Source organism: Halopseudomonas laoshanensis (assembly GCF_008365385.1).
In the GTDB taxonomy this organism is placed as follows: domain Bacteria; phylum Pseudomonadota; class Gammaproteobacteria; order Pseudomonadales; family Pseudomonadaceae; genus Halopseudomonas; species Halopseudomonas laoshanensis.
On the sequence record NZ_QOVF01000003.1, the window covers coordinates 198,771 to 219,396 of the forward strand.

Sequence of the window (20,626 nt, forward strand, 5' to 3'; positions counted from 1 at the left end):
TGACGCATGCACCTCAGTGACGTAATGTATGGGTTTGCAAGCTTATGGGAGCAAGCGTGAGGACAAACTGGCTGGGCGGCGTGATCTATCGCCTGTTCTGGATTCTTCTTCCCTGCCTGATCGCGGGATTCATATTCGGTCAGATAGCCTGGGCGCTGGTTGCCGGCCTTAGCGCTTACCTGGTGTGGAACCTGCGCCAGATGCTGCGCTTCCACCAGTGGCTGACCACCCAACCCAATGAGCCCCCACCCGAGACCAGCGGCGTCTGGGGCAACATCTTCGACAGCATTCACCATTTGCAGCGGCGCAATAACCGCATGCGCACGCGCCTGCAATTGGTCATCGACCGTATCCAGGCATCTACCGCTGCGCTGAGTGATGCGGTGGTGATGATTGACAGCAAGGGCAAGCTGGAATGGTGGAACCACGCCGCCGAGCGCATGCTCGGGCTGCGCGCCCCGGACGACAGCGGACAATACGTGACCAACCTGATTCGCGATCCGCGCTTCGTCGATTTCTTTGAAACCGGCAATTATCGCGATCCGCTCGACATCCCCTCACCGATTGATGTCAGTACCTGGCTGCAATACACCGTCACCCACTACGGTGAAGGCGAACGGCTGATGGTCGTGCGGGACGTTACTCGTCTGCATAACCTTGAGCAGATGCGCAAGGATTTCGTCGCTAACGTCTCCCATGAGTTGCGCACCCCCTTGACGGTGGTGGTTGGCTATCTGGAAACCATGCAGGACAGCGAAGAGCCAATCAATCCGCGCTGGAAACGACCTCTGCATCAGATGCAGCAACAGGCGTCGCGCATGCAGAGCCTGCTTAATGACCTGCTGATGCTGGCACGACTGGAAACCGGCGATGAGGTGACCGAAGAAACCGCGGTGGACATCGACCTGATGCTGATCGGCATTCGCCGCGACGCCCAGGCGCTGTCAGGCGAGCGCAACCACCAGATCACCCTCGATGCGGCGAGCAAGACGCGCCTGCGCGGTAGCGAGATGGAACTGCGTAGCGCTTTTTCCAATCTGGTGTTCAATGCAGTGAAATACACGCCGGACAACGGCGAAATTCACATTCGCTGGTGGCAGGACGACAAGGGCGCGCATCTGAGCGTCGCGGATAACGGTACCGGGATCGCTGCGCAACATATCCACCGTTTGACCGAGCGCTTCTACCGAGTGGACTCCAGCCGCAGTACCAATACCGGCGGTACCGGCCTGGGGCTAGCCATCGTCAAGCACGTGTTGCTGCGTCACCAGGGCAAACTGGATATTGTCAGTGCGCCAGACAAGGGCAGCACTTTTATCTGCCACTTCCCTGCTGCGCGGCTGGTCTGAGCCTGTCCGGCCGAACCTGTCTGGCCGAGCCTGTCTGGCCGAGCCTGTCCGGCCGAACCTCTCACGCGCCCGGCGAATAATGTCGCTGGGCGCTACCCGAGGCGATCAGGCGGGACAGGTACTCCATTTTCTGGGGGTCTTGATCGACGAATTTGAGCGTCACTTTCAGCCACTCACAGTCCACGTTGGCTTCCATTGCCGCGACGCTGTGAACGTAGACGTTCATTCGCGCGACAGATTGATCAGCATCCTGCTCTAGATCCAGCACTCCACTTTCAAACACCTGAGGTAGACGCTCGCCCCGGCGCACCACGACCAGCGCGTCACGCAGGCTCAGCGCCTTGACCACGCAGGCGAATTGTTCACCCGCCAGACGCAACTGCGCCTGGCCACGAATCTGCTTTTCTGCGGTTTCCGGTGGTTTCTCCGCGGTCTGGCTGGCCGGCGTCAGGCGTTCGAAAGGGTTGACTGGCGGCGCTTTCGCCGCGGGCGGGGCTGCCGGAGCTGGCGATTTACCGCCCATCAGATTGCTCACCGAGTCATGCGCGGTGCCGGTACTCGCCTGTGGTTGACGTCCCATCAGCAGTTCAAGCTTGCCGCTGCGATGCAGCGCCTTTTTCACCTTGGCACTGAGCTGATCGTTGGTAAAAGGCTTGCCTATGTAGTCGCTGACCCCGGACTGGATCGCCTCGATAACATTTTCCTTGTCACCACGACTGGTCACCATGATGAACGGGGTTTTCTCCGAGCCTGGCTGGCCGCGGAACCACTGCAGCAGTTCCAGCCCGCTCATCTCCGGCATTTCCCAATCACAGAGAATAAGGTCAAAACCCTGACGGCTAAGCACTTGTTGCGCTTTGCGTCCGTTCACCGCCTCTTCGATCTGCAAACCGGGGAATTGTCCGCGCAGGGCCTTCTTCACCAGATCGCGGATAAAGGGCGCATCATCCACTATCAGGGCCGATACTTTAGCCATCTCATTTCTCTTGAGCTGAATTTCAGTCCAAGCTTAGCGCAGACCGCCGCTAAACCACAGACATGTCAGCGAATCCTGCGCCGGGAATAGGCAAATAGCGCAAATGCGCAGCCCCGGGCCGGCATTTGCACTAACATGTGGTAACCGCTTTAAAACGGGCTATGACCTACGCGAAAGCCCCGACGGACCGCGACGGACCGCGCCTTAAAGTGTGCCCTTCAAGGCATTTAGAAACAGTTGCTGGTACTGCGCCGCATCCATCTGCACTGCGTTGGTACGCGCCGTAACGTCCCTCGCGGACATCTTGCCGATAGTCTCGGCCTGGGTGTCGTCCATGCCGATATCGGCCAGGGTATGCGGAATATCAAGTTCGGCACGCAATTGCAGTATCCACGCCAGGACGCCTTCGAAGCCTGGGGTGGGCAAGTCCAGATAACGCGACAGGCGCAGCATTTCGGGCTCGATCTGCGCGCGATTGGCCTGCAGTACATAGGGCATCATGATCGCATTCAGCAGCCCGTGATGGCTGTCGTAAAGCGCGCCCAGAGTATGCGACACCGCATGGATAGCACCCAGACCCCGCTGAAATGCCACCGCGCCCATGCTGGACGCCACCAGCATCTGTTGACGCGCTTCCACATCCTGCCCGTTGGCCGTCGCGCGCGGCAGGTACTCCTTGACCAGACGCATGCCCTCCAGGGCCACGGCTTCGGCCATCGGGTGGTAGAGCGGCGTGCAGTAGGCTTCCAGGTTGTGCGCCAGCGCATCCATACCGGTAGCGGCAGTCAGTTTGGGCGGTAGGCCCAGGGTCAGCTCGGGATCCAGAATGACAATGCCCGGCACCATCTTCAGGTGAAAGATCGGACGCTTGACGTGCTTGTCTTCGTCAGTGATCACCACCGCCTGGCCCACTTCCGAACCGGTACCGGCAGTAGTTGGCACGGCGACCACCGGCAGCATCTTGCTGGCGTCTACCGTGCCCGGGTTGGCTTCGAACAAGCCGCAGCTCTGGTGTGCAATCAGCGCAATGGCCTTGGCCGCATCGATAGCGGAGCCCCCGCCAAAGGCAATCACACCATCATGTTCACCGGCTTTCAACGCGGCCACTCCGTCGGCGACATTAGCGCCGGTGGGATTGCCTTTGATTGCACTGAACAGACCCACGCGCAGCCCGGCATCACGGCAATTCTGCAGTGCCGCTTCGACCATCGGGAAAGCAGCCAGACCCGGATCAGTGACCAGCAGCGGTGCCTGCATGCCCAACTGCCCACAACACTTGCCAAGTTCACGAATACGCCCGGCGCCCACACGCATTGCGGTGGGGTAGTGCCAATTCATGCTGTAGGACGTGATTTCCATGCTGCCTCCAATACAATTGCAGAAGAAAGTGTCACCGGCACCATAGAGCGCAGATGCACAACAATAGATACAGAACGATTTTGTGTCCCGAAACATACCCAAACATGCTGACCGCGTCCATTGCTGTTATCTGCCAAGGCATTTTGCGCCTCGGCCAAAAGAAGCCGCGCCTACGTATTCTGCGACAAATCGCCACTTGTGTTGTCCAGGTTAAAGCGGCAATTTGATTGCATGCTGCGTAAAAGCCGTCATTCAGATCGGTACTGCGCACCTGATTAGCCCTGTGAGGAAACACCATGAAACGTTTGATACTACCCTTGATGACTGTCGGCGCTCTGCTCGCCGCCCCTCTGGCGCTCGCCGACGGCGAAGCACTGTTCAACAGCAAGCCCTGCGTCGCCTGCCATAAAGTGGACAGCAAACTGGTCGGCCCCGCGTTGAACGATGTCGCGGCCAAATACAAAGGCGAAGAAGGCGCAGTTGCGACTGTTGCCGGACATATCAAAAACGGTGTCTCCGGTCTGTGGGGCCCGATCCCGATGCCGGCCAACCAGGTCACTGACGAAGAAGCCACTGAATTGGCCGAGTGGGTTTTGAGCCTGAAGTAATTCAGCTCGCCAACCGTGCCTGACTGGCAAATCGTTCAGTCAAACTGACGCTAACGGCGTGAGCCGCCATTCATCCGTTAGCGTTCAACCTCGGCAGTTGGCCATCTCGTCATCTGTCAGTGCCGTTGATCCATTGGGTAACTACCTCTGAGCAACAAACACACCTCCATTTCCGCATTCGAACGTTACCTGTCGCTATGGGTGGCATTAGCCATCGCAGCCGGCATCGCGCTGGGCAGTCTGCTGCCCGACGGTTTTCAATGGCTGGCCGCGATAGAATACGGCTCGGTGAATTTCATCGTCGCCGTACTGATCTGGTTTATGGTCTACCCGATGATGGTGTCGGTGGACTTCAGCAGCCTGAAACGGGTTCATGAGCGCCCCAAAGGCTTGATCATCACCCTGGTGGTGAACTGGCTGATCAAGCCATTCACCATGGCCGGCCTGGGCGTGGCGTTTTTCCATTATTTTTTTATCGACCTGATCGACCCGGCTAACGCCAATCAGTACATCGCCGGCCTGATTCTGCTGGGCGCGGCGCCCTGCACCGCCATGGTTTTTGTCTGGTCGCAACTGACCAAGGGTGACCCCAACTACACCCTGGCCCAGGTCGCCCTCAACGATGTCATCATGATTTTCGCCTTCGCCCCTATCGTCGCGCTGCTGCTGGGGGTCACGGATATCGAAGTGCCCTGGGCTACGCTTATTCTCTCGGTGGCCCTGTATGTGCTCATTCCGTTGATCGCCGGCGTGCTGACCCGCTGGCAGATCAGCGCCGGTGCCAGCTCCCGGGAGGATGCAGAACGGGCAGTAAAACGCTTTATCTCCACAGTGAAACCCTTGTCTGTGCTCGGCCTGCTGGCCACGGTAGTGCTGCTGTTCGGTTTTCAGGGCACTGTCATTTTGCAACAGCCGCTGCTGATCGGCTTGATTGCGGTGCCGCTGCTGATTCAGTCCTATGGCATTTTTGCTATCGCCTACGCCGCCGCCAGGCTTTGGAAGGTGCCGTTCAACGTCGCTGCGCCCTGCGCCATGATCGGCACTTCCAACTTCTTCGAACTGGCGGTTGCCGTGGCCATCGGCATGTTCGGGCTCAATTCAGGCGCCGCCCTGGTCACCGTGGTGGGTGTACTGGTGGAAGTACCGGTGATGCTGTCGCTAGTGGCATTCGCCAACCGCACTCAGCACTGGTTTCCCAGCACCGCCCCCGCGCGCGACGATTGATCGGCTGCAGCCTCTGCGGCAGGGCTGGGCGCTGCAGACAAAGATTGAGACGCAGCCCGCATTCCCTTACCATAGCGCTGTTTTAGGAATGTCAACGATCATTCACCGCATGAGTGAAGATAATAAATACAACAGACCATTATTCGAGTAATCCATGCACGAATTAGACAAGGATCCGCTACCCAAGGGGGAGCTGGCGCTCAAGATCACTGCTCTGCCGCGCGACGGTAATAGCTTTGGTGATATTTTCGGCGGCTGGCTGGTATCGCAGATGGACATCGCCGGCTCCAGTACCGCAGCCCGCCTGGCGCGCGGCCGTGTGGCGACGGTCGCCATCGACCGAATGGGCTTTATGGTGCCGGTACCGATAGGCGCGCAGTTGGCTTTCCATGCCCACGTGCTGGAAATCGGCCGCAGCTCAGTGAAGATGCTGGTCGAGGTCTGGAGCGAGGATCTGGCTCACGACGAGAGCCGCAAGGTGACCGAAGCCATATTCGTTTTCGTCGCCATCGACGACCGCGGCCGGACGCGCATTATTCCGTCCTGAGGCGAACCGTCCTTTTTGTCTGCCCCTAGCCTGCCCGGTGCTCAGTGCCGGGGCGCATCTATCTGGAACACCCCTGCCATGCCCGGTCGATTTGCCTCCAGCTGCCTGTCTATTGCCCGCCTGATCGATACGCTGAATAGCGTGCTGGGTCGGCTGCTGAGTTGGCTGACGCTGGCCATGGTCCTGCTGACGGTGTTCGTCGTAGCGATGCGCTACGGCTTTGATCTGGGCGCTACCGCCACTCAGGAACTGGTGATGTACTGCCACGCGCTGGTGTTCATGGGTGCGGCCGCCTGGGCCCTGCAACGTGACGCACATGTGCGGGTCGACATCTTCTTCCGCCGCATGCCGCCGCGGCGCCAGGCCTTGGTCGACCTGACCGGCAGTCTGATCTTCCTGCTGCCCATGTGCCTGTTTCTGGCCTGGAACTGCTGGGATTATGTGGCGGTGTCCTGGGCGCGCAATGAGCGCTCCGCCGATGCCGGTGGGTTGCCCTGGGTCTATTGGCAGAAGAGTATCATCCTGCTTTTGGTTGCCAGCCTGCTATTACAAGCCCTGGCGCAAATCATCAAGACCGCCTGCGTGATTACCGGAGTACTGCCAACGCATCTGCCCAGCGTACCGGTCACAGAACACCCGGGAGAACACCTGTGAGCCTGCCGGAATTCATGGCGATCGGGCTGTTTATTTGCCTGTGCCTGACGTTGATGGCCGGCTACCCGGTGGCCTTTACCCTCGGCGGCTTGTCGCTGTTGTTTGCAGGCGCCGGCGTCCTGCTGGGCGTATTCGACCCGAGCTTCTTCGGCGCCCTGCCCAGCCGTCTGTTCGGCACCATGAACAACGCGACCTTGCTGGCGGTCCCGCTGTTCGTATTCATGGGCGTGATGCTGGAAAAATCGCGTGTCGCCGAAGACCTGCTCGAATCCATGTCGCGGCTGTTCGGCGGCCTGCGGGGCGGCCTGGCATTTTCCGTCTGCCTGGTCGGTGCCTTGCTGGCGGCCAGCACCGGCATCGTCGGCGCCACCGTGGTGACGTTGGGCCTGCTGGCGCTGCCGACCATGCTCAAGCGCGGCTATGATCCGGCGCTGGCCACCGGTACGCTCGCGGCGACCGGCACGCTGGGGCAGATCATTCCGCCATCCATCGTGCTGGTGCTGCTCGGTGATGTGTTGTCCAACGCCTATCAGCAGGCGCAGTTGCGCATGGGCATCTTCTCACCCAAGACGGTCACGGTCGGCGATCTGTTTATGGGCTCGCTGCTGCCCGGGCTATTACTGGTGGTGCTGTACCTGGCCTACCTGGCATTGGTCGCCTGGCGGCAGCCGGGCAAACTGCCGGCGATGAGCAAGCAAGAGCGCGGCGAATTGCACATGGGCAAGTTGTTTGCCGCACTGCTTCCCCCGCTATTGTTGATACTCACCGTACTGGGCTCGATTCTCTGGGGTATCGCCACGCCCACCGAGGCCGCTGCCGTCGGCGCCGTCGGCGCCACCTTGTTAGCCATTGCCAAGCGGCAATTGACCTTCCGCCGGCTGCGTGAAGTGACCACCGCGACGACCGATATCAGCGCCATGGTGTTCATGATCCTGATCGGCGCCTCGATTTTCTCGCTGGTGTTCCGCGGCTTTGGTGGTGAGGACATGATTCACGGGCTGTTCAATCAACTGCCCGGCGGTGTCTTTACCGCGACGTTGCTGGTGATGCTGGTGATCTTTTTGCTCGGCTTTATTCTCGACTTTATCGAGATCACCTTTGTCGTGGTGCCCATTGTCGGTCCGGTGCTGTTGATGATGGGCCTGGACCCCATCTGGCTCGGCGTGATGATCGCGCTGAACCTGCAAACCTCTTTCCTGACGCCACCCTTCGGCTTTGCGCTGTTCTATCTGCGCGGCGTCACACCGCCCAGCGTGCCTACCTCTGCGATCTACCGCGGAGTGCTGCCCTTTATTGCGATTCAGCTATTGATGCTGATCATAGTCGCAATCTGGCCGGGGCTGGTTACCTGGTTGCCTGGGCTGCTCTGACGCGTTGCGACTTTGGCGGTGCTCTGAGCCGCGGCTCAGTCGATCACCCAGACGACTTCGCCAATGATATTCTCACTGCTGACCGGGCCCCAGTGACGACTGTCGGATGAATCATCCCGATTATCGCCGACAAAGAAGTACTGGCCTTCAGGCACGACAAAGGTGCCGGTGGCCGGCGATACCGGCTGGCTCATATGACGGATGTGATAGCTCACGGCGCCAGCGGTTTCAGTCAATAGCTGCTGCTGTTCGTCCTGCCTGTCGGATTGCACTGCCAGCGCCTGCCCGTTGACCAACACCGTGCGCTCGGTGAACTCCAGGCGGTCCCCCGGCAGCCCAAGCAGGCGCTTTACATACGGAACATTGAGTTCGGGATGCAGGAACACATACACCTCGCCCCGTTGCATCTGCTGCGGATCGGTCACACCCGGCGTCCCCAGGTTGAGCCCCAGGCTCGCGTAATGACCAAACCCCAGCTTGCGCACCACAATGCGATCGCCCGCTTCCAGCGTCGGATTCATCGATGCGGAGGGCACGGTAAAGGGCTCGTAGAGAAAGCTGCGAAACGCAAAAATGCTCATTACCAAACACAGATACAGCGCCAGACTGACCCACCAGCGCGCATACCAGCCGCACACCTGGCGCCTGTCATAGCGGCGAATCAACCACCAGGCATGCAGCGGGCAAAGCACGCTCAGCAGCAGATTGAAATAACCCACCGTCCAGTAAAAATCCGCCGCCAGCGCGCCAAGCGCCAGTACCAGATAGACGGCGAAAATGCGTGGGCGGTTGATATAGAGAAAAACAAAAGGTTGCACCACCACGCCCAGCACCAGGGCAATCCAGGCTCGCGGAGACCATGTGGCGGCAGTTGCAGCAGAGTTCGTTTCAGCTGTGGGGTCAGGTTGGGTCAAGGTCTCACCTCGGTTAACGTCCGGGGTATAGACCGGTCATTTAGACAGTTGTTGCACACTCACGCATCCTGACCCCTGCGACCCAATGACGCTATCGCTGCCTTGTTCCCGGAACGGCAAAGAACAGCTCCTGGCCCTGATGCAGCACCACCGGAACGACGGGGTCATACACCGCGTTCTCCGAACCGACAAAAATGAAGGCCCACTCAGGCAGTTCGGCACTTAATCGCAGGTAGAAAGCACTGATGTCGAACTCGGCGAGCGGTTGGGTTTCCATACGGTACTGCTGGCTCTGCCCGTTACCGACCTCCAGATACTGGGCTGTCAGCCTGCGAACGCTCAAGGGATGGGCCTGAAGCGGCGTATAGGACTCCGCTTCGCCATGCCCTGCCAGCTCGGGAGTCTGTACGCGCTGCATCTGGCCTTCCGGGTTCAACCGCGGTGCTTCCCGGCTGGTAAAGGCGCCGTCCAGAACACAGGACCAGTCCAGACAGAGCGGTCCCTGGACCCGCAACACCCGGCGAGCGCTTTTTTTGCCCTCTGCCGAGACGTCAATCCACTCGAAAGGCTGCGTTTCATAGCCCTCCGGCAATGCCCGAGCGGCCGCCTGCTCGACGACCTCAGACCAGGCGGTTCGGGCGGCCAGGTCATTCTCTGCAAGGCTGGCCGGTAGCCAGCCGATCAAGCCAATACCGGCGCGGCTGTGCAAGGTCGGATCCGTGCGGGCGCTGGTGGTCATAAAGGCTGCCTGCACCGGATAGCTTACTGGCTCGGCGCGGCCGACATTCAGGGGCGCGAGTTCGCTGACCAAGGCCGCTTCAGCTGCCTGGATCAACGCCGCTCGGTCATCGACCGCTGCCGGCGGTACCCGCAGATCATGCAGGCCCTCTGCCTGCCCTGCGGCCTGCATCATCAACATCGCGGTGGACTCCCGCTCCTGCGATTGCTCAAAAGCAGCGCAGCCGGTCAGCAACACGGCAAAACAGGTCACGACGAAAAACGTTCTCAAGACATACTCCAGATGATCCGAAAGCCCGCAAAGCGCGGAACAGCGTCATTCTGCCGGCTGTTAACCGCGCAGGTCATACATGGTTTTTTCACTGATCGCGTGATACGCCCAGACCTTTTCCCTGAAAGCCTCCATCGAGTCCCAGACCTGCCGGTTCAACGCGTCGGCGTCGGCGGTTTCCTCGAGCACTTCCTTGGACAGCTCGCGCAAACGATCAAGCACCTCATCCGGCAAACGGCGCAACTGGACCTGATGCTCATTGACCAGCGTATCCAGCGCCTCGGCATTGCGCCGGGTATATTCGTCGAGCATAAACTGATTGGTCGAGCGCGCGGCTTCGCGCACGATGCCTTGCAGGTCCTCGGGCAAGGTCTCGAAGGCTTGCTGATTGATGCTCAGCTCCAGGACCGCGCAGGGCTCCTGCCAGCCGGGGTAGTAATAATACTTGGCGGCCTGGTGCAGACCAAAAGCCAGATCGTTGTACGGGCTGACCCAGTCAGTGGCGTCGATCACGCCATTTTGCAGGGAGCTGAAAATTTCACTACCCGGCAGATTGACCGTGGTCGCGCCGGCACGCGCCAGCACCTCGCCGCCAAAACCGGGCATGCGGATCTTCAAGCCGCGCAGATCCTCCAGGCTGTTGATCTCCTTGTTGAACCAGCCGGCCATCTGCACCCCGGTATTGCCGCAGGGCAAGGGCAATACACCCATGCTGGCGTAGGCCTGCTGCCATAACTCCAGCCCACCGCCTTCATATAGCCAGGCGTTCATTTCCTGGGCGTTCATGCCGAAGGGCACCGCAGTGAAAAACGGCGCAGCCGGGCTTTTGCCTTTCCAGTAATAGGCGGCGCTGTGGCCCAATTCGGCGGTGCCACTGGACACCGCATCGAAGACTTCCAACGCCGGTACCAGTTCGCCAGCGGCGAATACCTGCACGGTCAGCCGACCGTTGGAGAGACTGTTCACCGTCTCGGCAAAACGCTGCGCTGTGGTGCCCAGGCCGGGAAAGTTCTGTGGCCAGGAGGTGACCATTTTCCAGCGAAAACGCTGCTCGGGCTGAGTCGGATTCCCGCCGATGGAGGCGGTCTGATCGGAGCAGGCGCTGAGGGCTACAGCGCCCAGCCCGAGGCCGGCGGCAGTGAGGAGTTCGCGGCGTTTCATCGTGATTCTCTAGTGGTAGTTGTGTGAGTCGGGATTACTGAGCCACCGATCAAGTTGGATTCCCGCGTTCGCGGGAATGACGGTGAGGGCTGAGCACAATGCTGGCGGCGGCACTTGGGCCGCTGTTGCATTTACAGCGCCTGCAGCTTGGCATAGGAAACCATTAACCATTTGCTGCCTTCATCGTCGAAATTGACCTGTATGCGCGCCTGCGCGCCCTGCCCTTCATAGTTGAGCACCACGCCTTCACCAAACAGCGTATGCATGACCCGCTGACCCAGCGCGAAGCCGGTACTTTCGGTGGCGTCATTCTGGAACAGGCTGCTGGTACTGGCATTACCGGGGCCAAAGGGTCGGCTGACCTGATTGCCCATGCGCACTTCGCGTATCAGTTCGGAAGGAATTTCGCGAACGAAGCGCGAGACCTTGTTGAAGGTTTCACTGCCATACAGGCGCCGCGTTTCAGCCCAGGTGATCACCAGTTGCTGCATCGCCCGGGTGATGCCCACATACGCCAGGCGCCGCTCCTCTTCCAGACGGCCGGGCTCCTCCAGGCTCATCTTGTGCGGGAACAGGCCCTCTTCCACGCCGGCGAGAAACACCAGCGGAAACTCAAGGCCCTTGGCGCTGTGCAAGGTCATCAACTGCACGCTGTCTTCAAAGCGGTCAGCCTGGGTTTCCCCGGCTTCCAGCGAAGCGTGGGCGAGAAACGCCAGCAAGGTATCGCCCTCGGCTTCTTCATCAGCCTGATCGTTCTCGAACGCCCGCGCCGCAGAAACCAGCTCTTCCAGGTTTTCCACCCGCGCCTGGGCCTTCTCGCCTTTCTCGTTCTCGTGAAACTGCAGCAGGCCGCTGTGTTCAATCACCTGCTGCGCCATGCTGTAGAGCGGCACTCCTTCCACGCGCACGGTGATGTCTTCAATCAGCTGACAGAACGCCTGTACCGCATTCGCCGCGCGGCCAGGCAGCCCCTTGTTATCGAGCAAGTCACAAGCCGCCTGCCACATGGATACATCCTGCTGGCGCGCATGCTGGCGCAGACCTTCGATAGTCTTGTCACCGATGCCGCGGGTCGGCAGGTTGATGATCCGTTCCAATGCGCCATCGTCGCCGCGATTGGCCACCAGGCGCATGTAAGCCATGGCGTTCTTGATCTCTGCGCGCTCGAAAAAGCGCTGCCCGCCATAAATGCGATAGGGCACGGCGGCGCGCAACAGCGCTTCTTCCAGCACCCGGGACTGGGCGTTGGAGCGGTACAGAATGGCAATTTCACTGCGATTCATGCCGTCGCGCACGGCCTGATCGATGCGTTCGACGATAAACCGCGCTTCGTCCTGCTCGTTGAAGCCGGCGTACAAAGCAATCGGCTCGCCTTCTTCGCCATCGGTCCACAACTCCTTGCCCATGCGCCCGGCATTCTGGGTGATCAGCGCGTTGGCGGCGTTGAGGATGCAGGCGGTGGAGCGGTAATTCTGCTCCAGGCGGATCAGTTCGGAGTTCGGGTAATCACGCTGGAACTGGTGAATGTTCTCGATCTTGGCCCCGCGCCAGCCGTAGATCGACTGGTCATCGTCGCCGACCACCATCAGGCTCGGCGTCTTGCCGGCGATCAGGCGCAGCCAGGCGTACTGCACGGCGTTGGTGTCCTGAAACTCGTCCACCAGCATATGTTTGAAGCGTGCCTGATATTGCTCACGCAGCGTGTTGTTATCACGCCACAGCTCCAGCGAACGCAGCAGCAACTCGGCGAAATCGACCACGCCGGCACGCGCGCAGGCCTGCTCGTAGGCCTGGTAGATACGCAACATGGTGGTCAGAAACAGATCGCCGGCGGCCTGGATATGTTGCGGGCGCAGGCCTTCATCCTTCTGCCCGTTGATCCACCACTGTGCCTGGCGCGGTGCCCATTGGTTCTCGTCCAGTCCCAGTTCGCGGACAACCCGTTTGACCAGCCGCAACTGGTCATCGCTGTCGAGAATCTGGAATTGTTCCGCCAGACCGGCTTCTTTCCAATGCGCGCGCAGTAGCCGATGCGCCAGGCCGTGGAAAGTACCTACCCACATGCCCTGTGGGGAAATGCCCAGCAGTTGTTCGATGCGGTGACGCATCTCATGGGCGGCCTTGTTGGTAAAGGTCACCGAGAGAATGCTCCAGGGTGAGGCGTTCTCGACCTCGACCAGCCAGGCAATGCGATGCACCAGCACACGGGTTTTGCCCGAGCCGGCACCCGCCAGCACCAGCTGTTGGCCGGGGGTGGCGGTTACGGCCTGGCGTTGAGCGTCATTCAGGGAATTGAGTAGATGCGAAATATCCATCGGCGCATTCTACCAGCCGCGGCAGCAAACTCGGAAGCAATGACGGACAGGCCCAACCCAGAGGCTTTCTTTTGTATTTTTTTGCCAAATAGGGGGCTGTGCCTGTCAGATGCTCTAGTGTAAGGTTACGCCAGCAATGTCGCATCGCCGACTGAATGCGACTCTAAATCGATAACAAGAAACGCCCAGCGTTCCAGAGGAACTGCGTCACATGACGTTTCCCCCATTACAACCAGTCGTCAACCGGCAGCATCGGCGTATTCGCGAACTCGATACGCTTTACGAGTACTCCCGTCTCCCCCAATGGCTGATCATGCTCAGCGCGTTGGTGATTACCACTTTGGTCTGGGATGTTGCGCCGCGCAGCATGCTGCTCGGCTGGCTGACGGTGGTCACTGTATTGATTCTGCTGCGCAGCCTGCTGGTGCGTCATTACCGTCAGGCGGCGCCCAACACCCGCCTGCGCCTGCGCTGGACCCTGCTGTTTTATCTTGGCAATCTCGCCTCGGGGCTGTGCCTGGCCTGGGTGCAGCTGAGCCTGGTGCCGCTAGATACCTTCAATCTGCAGGCGCCCGCCTACGGACTGACGGCTGGCGTGAGCCTCTGCGTGAGCATTATCTACGCCAGCCGTTTTATGGCGTTCGTCACCTTCGCGGTGCCGGCCTGGATACCCCCCACGCTGTATTTGCTCACCCAGGGCGGCCCTACCAGCCCCTATTGGGGCCTGATGGGCGTGACGCTGTTCGGTTGCCTGCTGCTCGGCGCCGCCTTTATCAACCGCTCCGTGAGCATGGCCATGCGCGCCAACGCGCGCAATGAAGCGCTGGTCGCCGGCCTGGACGATTCGCGCCAGCAGGCCGAGGCGCTGAATCAGCAACTGACCCGCGAGATACAGCAGCGCCGACAGGCTGAGCAACGCCTGCGCGAGAGCCATACCGAACTGGAAGAACGGGTGTCTCGGCGCACCATGGAGTTGCAGCAGGCGAGCGACGCTTTGCAGGCCAGTGAAGCGCAGCTGAGTCTGGCGCTGGATGCCAGCCAACTGGGCTTATGGGACTGGGACCTGATCAGCGACCGCGTCTACCACTCGCATGTCGCGGAAATATTCGGCCTGGAAGAGGACTCGGTCACCTCCATGCTGCATCACCTGAAACCGCGCCTGCATCCTGAAGATGCGCCGCTGGTTCGCGATACGCTGCTTAAACACATGAAAGGCCAGATCCCCTCCTACCGCATCGAATATCGCGTCATGCACGCCGACGGCAGCTGGATCTGGGTCGAGGACAGCGGCCGTGCCGTCGCGCGCGACGAAAACGGCCGCGTGTTGCGCATGATCGGCACCCGGCGCGACGTCAGCGCGCGCAAGCAGCAGGACGAGCAAGCACAGTTGGCCGCAACGGTATTTCAGGCCACGGCCGAGGGTATTTTCATTCTTGACCCGGAGCTGCGAATTCTCTCGGTCAACCACGCCTTCAGTGTGATCACTGGCTACGCGCTGGAAGAATGCATCGGTCATCCGATTTACGATCCGGTAGTACAGAGCAAGAATCAGCAATCCCTGGAAGATCTGAAAAACTCGTTGCAGACGGCGGATCGCTGGGAGGGTGAGCGCGTCGGCCAGCGCCGCAGCGGTGAGCTGTATCCGCAGTGGATGCAGCTGGCGGTGGTGCGCGACAGCAGCGGCACCATCAGCCACTACGTCGGCTTCTTTGCCGATCTGAGCGTGCATCGCCAGACCGAAGAACAATTGCAGTACCTGACCACCCACGACGCCCTGACCCAGTTGGCCAACCGCAACATGTTTACCCAACGGCTGCAGGAGGCGACCTCCAGGGCGCGGCAGAATGGCAGCACGCTGGCGTTGATGCATGTGGATCTGGACCGCTTCAAGTACATCAATGACACCCTCGGCCACAAGGTAGCCGATGAACTGCTGCAACAAGTGGCGGTGCGCTTGCGCGAGCTGACGCCGGAGTCCACCTCCCTGGCGCGTCTGTCGGCGGACGAGTTTGTCATCATCATCGAAGACGATACCCAGCCCGAGCAGCTCGCCCACCGTGCGGATCAGGTGCTTGAAGTACTGCGCCAGCCGGTCAATATCGGCGAGCATGAATTGATCGTCACCGCCTCGGTTGGCATCAGCCAGTTCCCGAAAACCGCGCGTGACAATCTGGTCCTCATCACCCAGGCCAATCAGGCCATGCAGCACGCCAAGCATCTGGGCGGCAACGGCTTCCAGTTTTTCACCGACAGCCTGCAGGCGTACAGCCTGGACCGCCTGCAGCTGGAAAACCAACTGCGCAAAGCCCTGGATGACGACCAACTGGTGGTGCATTACCAGCCCAAGTTGCACCTGAGTACTGACCAGATTGGCGGCGCAGAAGCACTGGTGCGCTGGCAGCACCCTGAACGCGGGCTGATCATGCCTGGGCATTTCATCGAAATTGCCGAAGAGACTGGCATGATCATCGCTCTGGGCGATGCCGTACTGGTCAAGGCCTGCCAGCAAGCAGCCGAGTGGTACCACTGCGGGCCCGCGCCGATACGCGTAGCCGTCAACCTGTCAGTACAGCAGCTGCGGCAAAATCACTTTGCCGAGCGGATCGCGCAGATTCTCGAGAGCGCCAATCTGCCCGCCGAAATGCTTGAGCTGGAGCTGACCGAAAGCATGCTGCTCGAGCACCTGGATGCGGTCACCGAGAATATTGCCGCATTACAGATAATGGGCATCAAGCTGGCCATCGACGACTTTGGTACCGGTTACTCGTCATTGGCATATCTGAAGCGCTTCCCGATCAGCACGCTGAAGATAGACCGCGCGTTTATCAGCGAGCTGAACGAATTCAGCGAAGACAACGCGGCCGATCACGACGCGGCGATCGTCCGTGCCATTATCGCCATGGCGCATAGCTTGAACATGAACGTGGTGGCTGAAGGTGTCGAGGAGGCCGGGCAGTTGAGCTTCCTCAAGCAACACGGCTGTGATGAGGTTCAGGGGTATTTGATCAGCCGTCCGCTACCGGCCAGTGGTTTTACCGCGCTACTGCTGGAAAATGCCGAAGCTCAGGCACCGGTGCAACCCTAGCGATCAATCCACGGCTACACATCAGCCTGACTCCACACAAGCCTCCGCAATCTGCTCAGGCTTAGCCGTGCGCTAGCGTTCATCCAACCAGGCGTGGCCGAGTCGGTCCAGCAGGCTGTCTGCCGCATCCGGTCCCCAGCTGCCGGCAGCGTAACGTTTGGGCGAGCGGTAGCAGTCCTGCCAGCCTTGAATGATCGGGTCGACCCAACGCCAGGCGGCTTCAATCTCGTCCCGACGCATAAACAGGGTGGCGTCGCCTTCGATCACATCCAGCAGTAAGCGTTCGTAGGCGTCCCAGCGACGGCGCTTGAACGCATCGGCGAAATTCAGATCCAGCTCGACTTCCTGCAGAGCCATCCCGCGCCCGGGGGTCTTGGCCATCAGCGACAGGCTGATGCTTTCATCCGGTTGCAAGCGAATCACCAGACGGTTATGGGCTGGCTCATTACTGCCGCCAAACAGCCGGTAGGGTACTGCTTTGAACTGGATGACGATCTCCGACTTGCGCTGCGCTAGCGCCTTGCCGGTACGCAGGTAAAAGGGCACGCCGGCCCAGCGCCAGTTATCTATCTCGGCTTTGAGGGCAACGAAGGTTTCGGTATTGCTGTCGTGGTCGACGCTTTTCTCGAAGTAATACGCCGGCAGTTTTTCGCCAGCGCGCTGGCCACTGGAATATTGCCCACGCACGGTGCTGTCCTGCACATCCATGCCGGAAATCGGACGCAATGCTTCGAGTATTTTCAGCTTCTCGTTGCGCACGGCCTCTGGCTCGAAATGCACGGGGGCTTCCATGGCCACCAGACACAGCAGTTGCAGCAAATGATTTTGCACCATGTCGCGCATGGCGCCAGCGTGATCGTAGTAATCACCGCGATTCTCCACGCCCACGGTTTCCATCACGCTGATCTGAACATGATCGATATGCGCATTGCGCCACAACGGCTCGAACAGCGCGTTGCCAAACCGCAGCGCCAGAAGGTTCTGCACCGCTTCCTTGCCCAGGTAGTGATCGATGCGGAATACCCGCGCCTCATCGAATACGCTGCCAATACCATCGTTGATCGCATTGGCGGTAGTCAGACTCTGCCCCAGGGGCTTTTCCAGAACGATGCGTGAACGCCCATCGGTCAGACCGACCGAGGCCAGATGGTGAGCGGTGGCGGCAAACAGATTGGGGAAGGTGGCCAGATAGAACAGCCGTACCCGATCGGACTTTTTGCCCAGGGCCTTGGCCAGCTTGGGAAATTCCACCCGCTGGCTGACATCCAGGCTCATGTAGTCGAGCCGCTCGGCAAAGCTGTCCCAACTGTGCTGATCGAAATCGCCTTGGGCCACGTACTGGCTGACATGCCGTTGCACCAGTTGGCGATACGCAGGCAACTCATGCCGAGCACGCGCCAGCGCCAGGACCCGGGTAGCCGGATGCAGATGATTATCGCGATGCAGGTAGTACAGCGCCGGCAACAATTTGCGTAGCGCCAGGTCACCGGTCCCGCCAAACACTACAATGTCACAGGCCGCGCGGTGTTGCGAAGGCACGATGCTTCTCCAGATGGTCTCAGGATCAAGGCGAAGAGCGGATTTTTGTAGTATAACTACAAGAATCGATCCTCCAGATCCTCAGACTAACATGAAGCCAACGTGAATCTGCTCCAGCATATCGCCGCCAGCCGCCTCCTGCTCCGCAAGTCCGAGCTGAAGGTGGCTGACCATGTACTCGCCCACGCTGCGTTGGTCATGCACTCGTCCATGGCCGACCTGGCGCGGGAGGTGGGTGTCAGCGAACCGACCATCGTGCGCTTCTGCCGGGCCATTGGCTGCACCGGATTTCAGGATCTGAAGCTGCGGCTGGCTCAAAGTCTGGCTGCGGGCGCGAGCTTCGGGCAGTTTTCCATCAGCGAAGACGACAACACCGATCAGCTCTCGCACAAGATCTTCGATACCACCCTGGCGACCCTGATGGAAGTGCGCGAGAGCCTTGATCCGTTGCGGCTGGAACAGGCGATCGCTGCCCTGAGCGTCGCCCGCCGGGTGGAGTTCTACGGCTTCGGCGCATCGGGTGCGGTGGCCAGCGATGCGCAGCACAAGTTCTTTCGCTTGCAAGTCTCCACTGCGGCTTATTCCGACCCGCATATGCAGGCGATGTCTGCGGTGACGCTGGGGCCGGAGGATGTGGCCGTGGCCATTTCGCAAACCGGTCGCACCAAGGATCTGCTGCACTCGGCAGCATTGGTGGCAGAGACCGGGGCGACACTGATCTGCCTGTGCCCAAGCCACACACCGCTGGCGGATTTGGGCAGTGTTCATATTGCCATCGATGTGACCGAGGACACTGACATCTACACGCCGCTGTCCTCACGCATCGCGCATCTGGTGGTGATCGACGTGCTGGCCATGGGCATGGCCATGCGTCGCGGACCCGAACTGGTCAACCACCTGAAGAACGTCAAGCGCAGCCTGCGCGGCCTGCGCCTGACTCACAAAGCCGGGCAGCGCGCCGCGGAAGGCCAGGACTGAACCCTCCAGCGCCGCGCAACCAGCACTGTTAACAACCCAAGGAGCACCCATGCCGATCGCCATGGCCCGCCATATTCTGGTCAAAACCGAGGCCGAAGCCGTCCAGCTGAAAAAGCGCCTGGCCGCGGGCGAAGCTTTTGACGTGCTGGCAAAGAAGCATTCCACCTGCCCGTCGAAGAAGCGCGGCGGCGACCTGGGTGAGGTCAAACCGGGTCAGATGGTCCGCGCTATCGATCAGATCATTTTCAAGAAGCCGCTCAAGCAGATCCATGGCCCGGTCAAGACCCAGTTCGGTTATCACCTGGTGCAGGTATTTTTCCGCGACTGACTGCTTATTACCTTCGCCAGCTCAGATCACGCCGCAGGCCAGGCGGCTGCCCCCGCCGCCTAACGGCTTGGGTTCATCCGCGTAATTATCACCACCGGCATGAATCATTAATGCTCGCCCTTGCAGTTGCGAGACTGATGTCAGCCGGGGCGCCAGTACCGGCGTTTGCCCTCTACCCTGCTCATCAACGTAGAGCGCAGGCAGATCGCCCAGGTGGCCGTCGGCATAAGGACCAAGATGTTTACCCTTGGCATCCGGGTCGAAATGCCCTCCAGCGCTTTCCGCTGCTGACATCTCCCCTTCCTTGTGCGCAGGATCACAACTGCCGTGCTCATGCACGTGAAAGCCATGCAGGCCACCGGGTAGCGAATTCAGGTCCGGCGTAAACAGCAGGCCGTGCTCGGTTTCTTCGATGCTGATCTGACCCACTTCTTCACTGGTGCCCTGAGCATTAACCTTGGAAATGCTCACGCTGGTGGAATCGGCAAGGGCATAGCCACTACCCAATAAGCTCAGCATCAACGTAGCGGCGACCTTTCTGGCCACGCCACTGACTGCTACCAGTTGGCTGCCGGAGGCTGGACGGCACAAGGGGGATGCACAAGGGTGGTTGATATTCATCTATATTTCTCCATTTGCAGCGTGGGTTCTGCACAACAGACTTAACGCTGACAGCTGCATAAAGGTAAAATACCGGCCCTGGGCCATTACCGCCCGGATCGATATTCGTTAAGTATTGGTAGCCGCAGGAACAGTCAAGTTCCGGCAAATTACATTTATCAGGAACAAGCAGGGCCGTTTGCCTATCATAGGCTGTGGTAGATGGAATGGCGCCGGAGACAGCATGACCAAAGTATTCATAGTAGAAGACGAAGAGCTGATTGGCATGCTGCTGGAAGAGATGCTGACAAACAGCGGCTTTGAGGTCGTAGCACGTGCCACTGAGCTGGAGCAGGCACAACATATGGGCGAGTCTGCAAGCATGGATATTGCGCTTCTGGATATCAGCCTGCATGGCGAGCCGGTATTTCCGCTAGCGGTGCAATTAAAGGAACGCGGTATTCCGTTCGTATTTACCACAGGGTACGGCGCAGCCGGCTTACCCGCAGAATGGGCCGGCTATCCGGTGTTCTGCAAGCCATACAATATGCAGGAATTGACAGAGAGCTTATCTCAGCTGGCCATCCAGGGTAGCTGATAGAACAATCTG

The 20,626-nt window shown here is 59.8% G+C and carries 18 protein-coding genes; 10 read left to right on the plus strand and 8 right to left on the minus strand.

Translation table 11 applies throughout. The annotated features are described in order from the left end of the window. Positions 1 to 56 precede the first annotated feature (56 nt). The gene (gene phoR / locus DT594_RS11720; protein ID WP_246164625.1) at positions 57 to 1,349 is read left to right on the plus strand and encodes a phosphate regulon sensor histidine kinase PhoR; all 1,293 of its coding nucleotides are present in this window, start codon (positions 57 to 59) and stop codon (positions 1,347 to 1,349) included. A 61-nt stretch (positions 1,350 to 1,410) separates the two neighbouring features. Here phoR and DT594_RS11725 read toward each other — a convergent pair whose 3' ends face one another. Continuing rightward, positions 1,411 to 2,325 carry a response regulator gene (locus DT594_RS11725; RefSeq protein WP_149332839.1) on the minus strand — a complete coding sequence of 305 codons (915 nt, stop codon included), beginning with the start codon at positions 2,323 to 2,325 and terminating at the stop codon, positions 1,411 to 1,413. 204 nt (positions 2,326 to 2,529) lie between these two features. Further along, a complete protein-coding gene (locus DT594_RS11730; protein WP_149332840.1) occupies positions 2,530 to 3,684 on the minus strand; it encodes an iron-containing alcohol dehydrogenase in 1,155 nt (384 codons plus the stop codon). A gap of 296 nt (positions 3,685 to 3,980) precedes the next feature. On the opposite strand from DT594_RS11730, the gene DT594_RS11735 reads away from it, so the two are divergent. From DT594_RS11735 to DT594_RS11755, 5 genes are all read left to right on the plus strand, one after another. Next, positions 3,981 to 4,292, plus strand: coding sequence for a c-type cytochrome (locus DT594_RS11735; protein ID WP_149332841.1), 312 nt, complete (start codon positions 3,981 to 3,983; stop codon positions 4,290 to 4,292). A 201-nt stretch (positions 4,293 to 4,493) separates the two neighbouring features. Next, positions 4,494 to 5,516 carry an ACR3 family arsenite efflux transporter gene (gene arsB / locus DT594_RS11740; protein ID WP_425460546.1) on the plus strand — a complete coding sequence of 341 codons (1,023 nt, stop codon included), beginning with the start codon at positions 4,494 to 4,496 and terminating at the stop codon, positions 5,514 to 5,516. A gap of 154 nt (positions 5,517 to 5,670) precedes the next feature. Further along, the gene (locus DT594_RS11745) at positions 5,671 to 6,063 is read left to right on the plus strand and encodes an acyl-CoA thioesterase (RefSeq protein ID WP_096345578.1); all 393 of its coding nucleotides are present in this window, start codon (positions 5,671 to 5,673) and stop codon (positions 6,061 to 6,063) included. A 78-nt stretch (positions 6,064 to 6,141) separates the two neighbouring features. Beyond that, on the plus strand, positions 6,142 to 6,717 hold the full coding sequence (locus DT594_RS11750; RefSeq protein ID WP_149332843.1) for a TRAP transporter small permease subunit: 576 nt from the start codon (positions 6,142 to 6,144) through the stop codon (positions 6,715 to 6,717). Between the two features lie 2 nt (positions 6,718 to 6,719). Then, positions 6,720 to 8,087: a TRAP transporter large permease gene (locus DT594_RS11755; RefSeq protein ID WP_149333140.1), complete on the plus strand. Its 1,368-nt coding sequence runs from the start codon at positions 6,720 to 6,722 to the stop codon at positions 8,085 to 8,087. Positions 8,088 to 8,122: 35 nt separating this feature from the next. Here the strand turns inward: DT594_RS11755 and lepB are convergent, their stop codons facing one another. The 4 genes from lepB to uvrD all read right to left on the minus strand — a co-directional run bounded on the left by lepB (position 8,123) and on the right by uvrD (position 13,486). Further along, complete coding sequence (gene lepB / locus DT594_RS11760; RefSeq protein WP_149332844.1) at positions 8,123 to 9,001, minus strand: signal peptidase I; 879 nt, start codon at positions 8,999 to 9,001, stop codon at positions 8,123 to 8,125. 91 nt (positions 9,002 to 9,092) lie between these two features. After that, a complete protein-coding gene (locus tag DT594_RS11765; RefSeq protein WP_149332845.1) occupies positions 9,093 to 10,010 on the minus strand; it encodes a hypothetical protein in 918 nt (305 codons plus the stop codon). A 60-nt stretch (positions 10,011 to 10,070) separates the two neighbouring features. Further along, positions 10,071 to 11,171: a TRAP transporter substrate-binding protein gene (locus DT594_RS11770; protein ID WP_149332846.1), complete on the minus strand. Its 1,101-nt coding sequence runs from the start codon at positions 11,169 to 11,171 to the stop codon at positions 10,071 to 10,073. 131 nt (positions 11,172 to 11,302) lie between these two features. Continuing rightward, on the minus strand, positions 11,303 to 13,486 hold the full coding sequence (gene uvrD / locus DT594_RS11775) for a DNA helicase II (protein WP_149332847.1): 2,184 nt from the start codon (positions 13,484 to 13,486) through the stop codon (positions 11,303 to 11,305). A gap of 211 nt (positions 13,487 to 13,697) precedes the next feature. Between uvrD and DT594_RS11780 the strand changes: the two genes are divergently transcribed. Then, the gene (locus DT594_RS11780; RefSeq protein WP_149332848.1) at positions 13,698 to 16,571 is read left to right on the plus strand and encodes a GGDEF and EAL domain-containing protein; all 2,874 of its coding nucleotides are present in this window, start codon (positions 13,698 to 13,700) and stop codon (positions 16,569 to 16,571) included. Between the two features lie 72 nt (positions 16,572 to 16,643). On the opposite strand, the gene zwf is transcribed toward DT594_RS11780, so the two are convergent. Further along, complete coding sequence (gene zwf, locus DT594_RS11785; protein WP_149332849.1) at positions 16,644 to 18,110, minus strand: glucose-6-phosphate dehydrogenase; 1,467 nt, start codon at positions 18,108 to 18,110, stop codon at positions 16,644 to 16,646. Between the two features lie 102 nt (positions 18,111 to 18,212). Between zwf and hexR the strand changes: the two genes are divergently transcribed. Both hexR and DT594_RS11795 read left to right on the plus strand, forming a co-directional pair. Next, positions 18,213 to 19,088, plus strand: a complete 876-nt coding sequence (hexR, locus tag DT594_RS11790) for a transcriptional regulator HexR (protein WP_149332850.1) — start codon at positions 18,213 to 18,215, stop codon at positions 19,086 to 19,088. 49 nt (positions 19,089 to 19,137) lie between these two features. Then, positions 19,138 to 19,416, plus strand: a complete 279-nt coding sequence (locus DT594_RS11795) for a peptidylprolyl isomerase (RefSeq protein WP_149332851.1) — start codon at positions 19,138 to 19,140, stop codon at positions 19,414 to 19,416. 21 nt (positions 19,417 to 19,437) lie between these two features. On the opposite strand, the gene sodC is transcribed toward DT594_RS11795, so the two are convergent. Next, the gene (sodC, locus tag DT594_RS11800) at positions 19,438 to 19,935 is read right to left on the minus strand and encodes a superoxide dismutase family protein (protein ID WP_149333141.1); all 498 of its coding nucleotides are present in this window, start codon (positions 19,933 to 19,935) and stop codon (positions 19,438 to 19,440) included. A gap of 325 nt (positions 19,936 to 20,260) precedes the next feature. Here sodC and DT594_RS11805 point away from each other — a divergent pair, with 325 nt between their 5' ends. Then, positions 20,261 to 20,614, plus strand: coding sequence for a response regulator (locus DT594_RS11805; protein WP_149332852.1), 354 nt, complete (start codon positions 20,261 to 20,263; stop codon positions 20,612 to 20,614). The last annotated feature ends 12 nt before the right edge of the window (positions 20,615 to 20,626 follow it).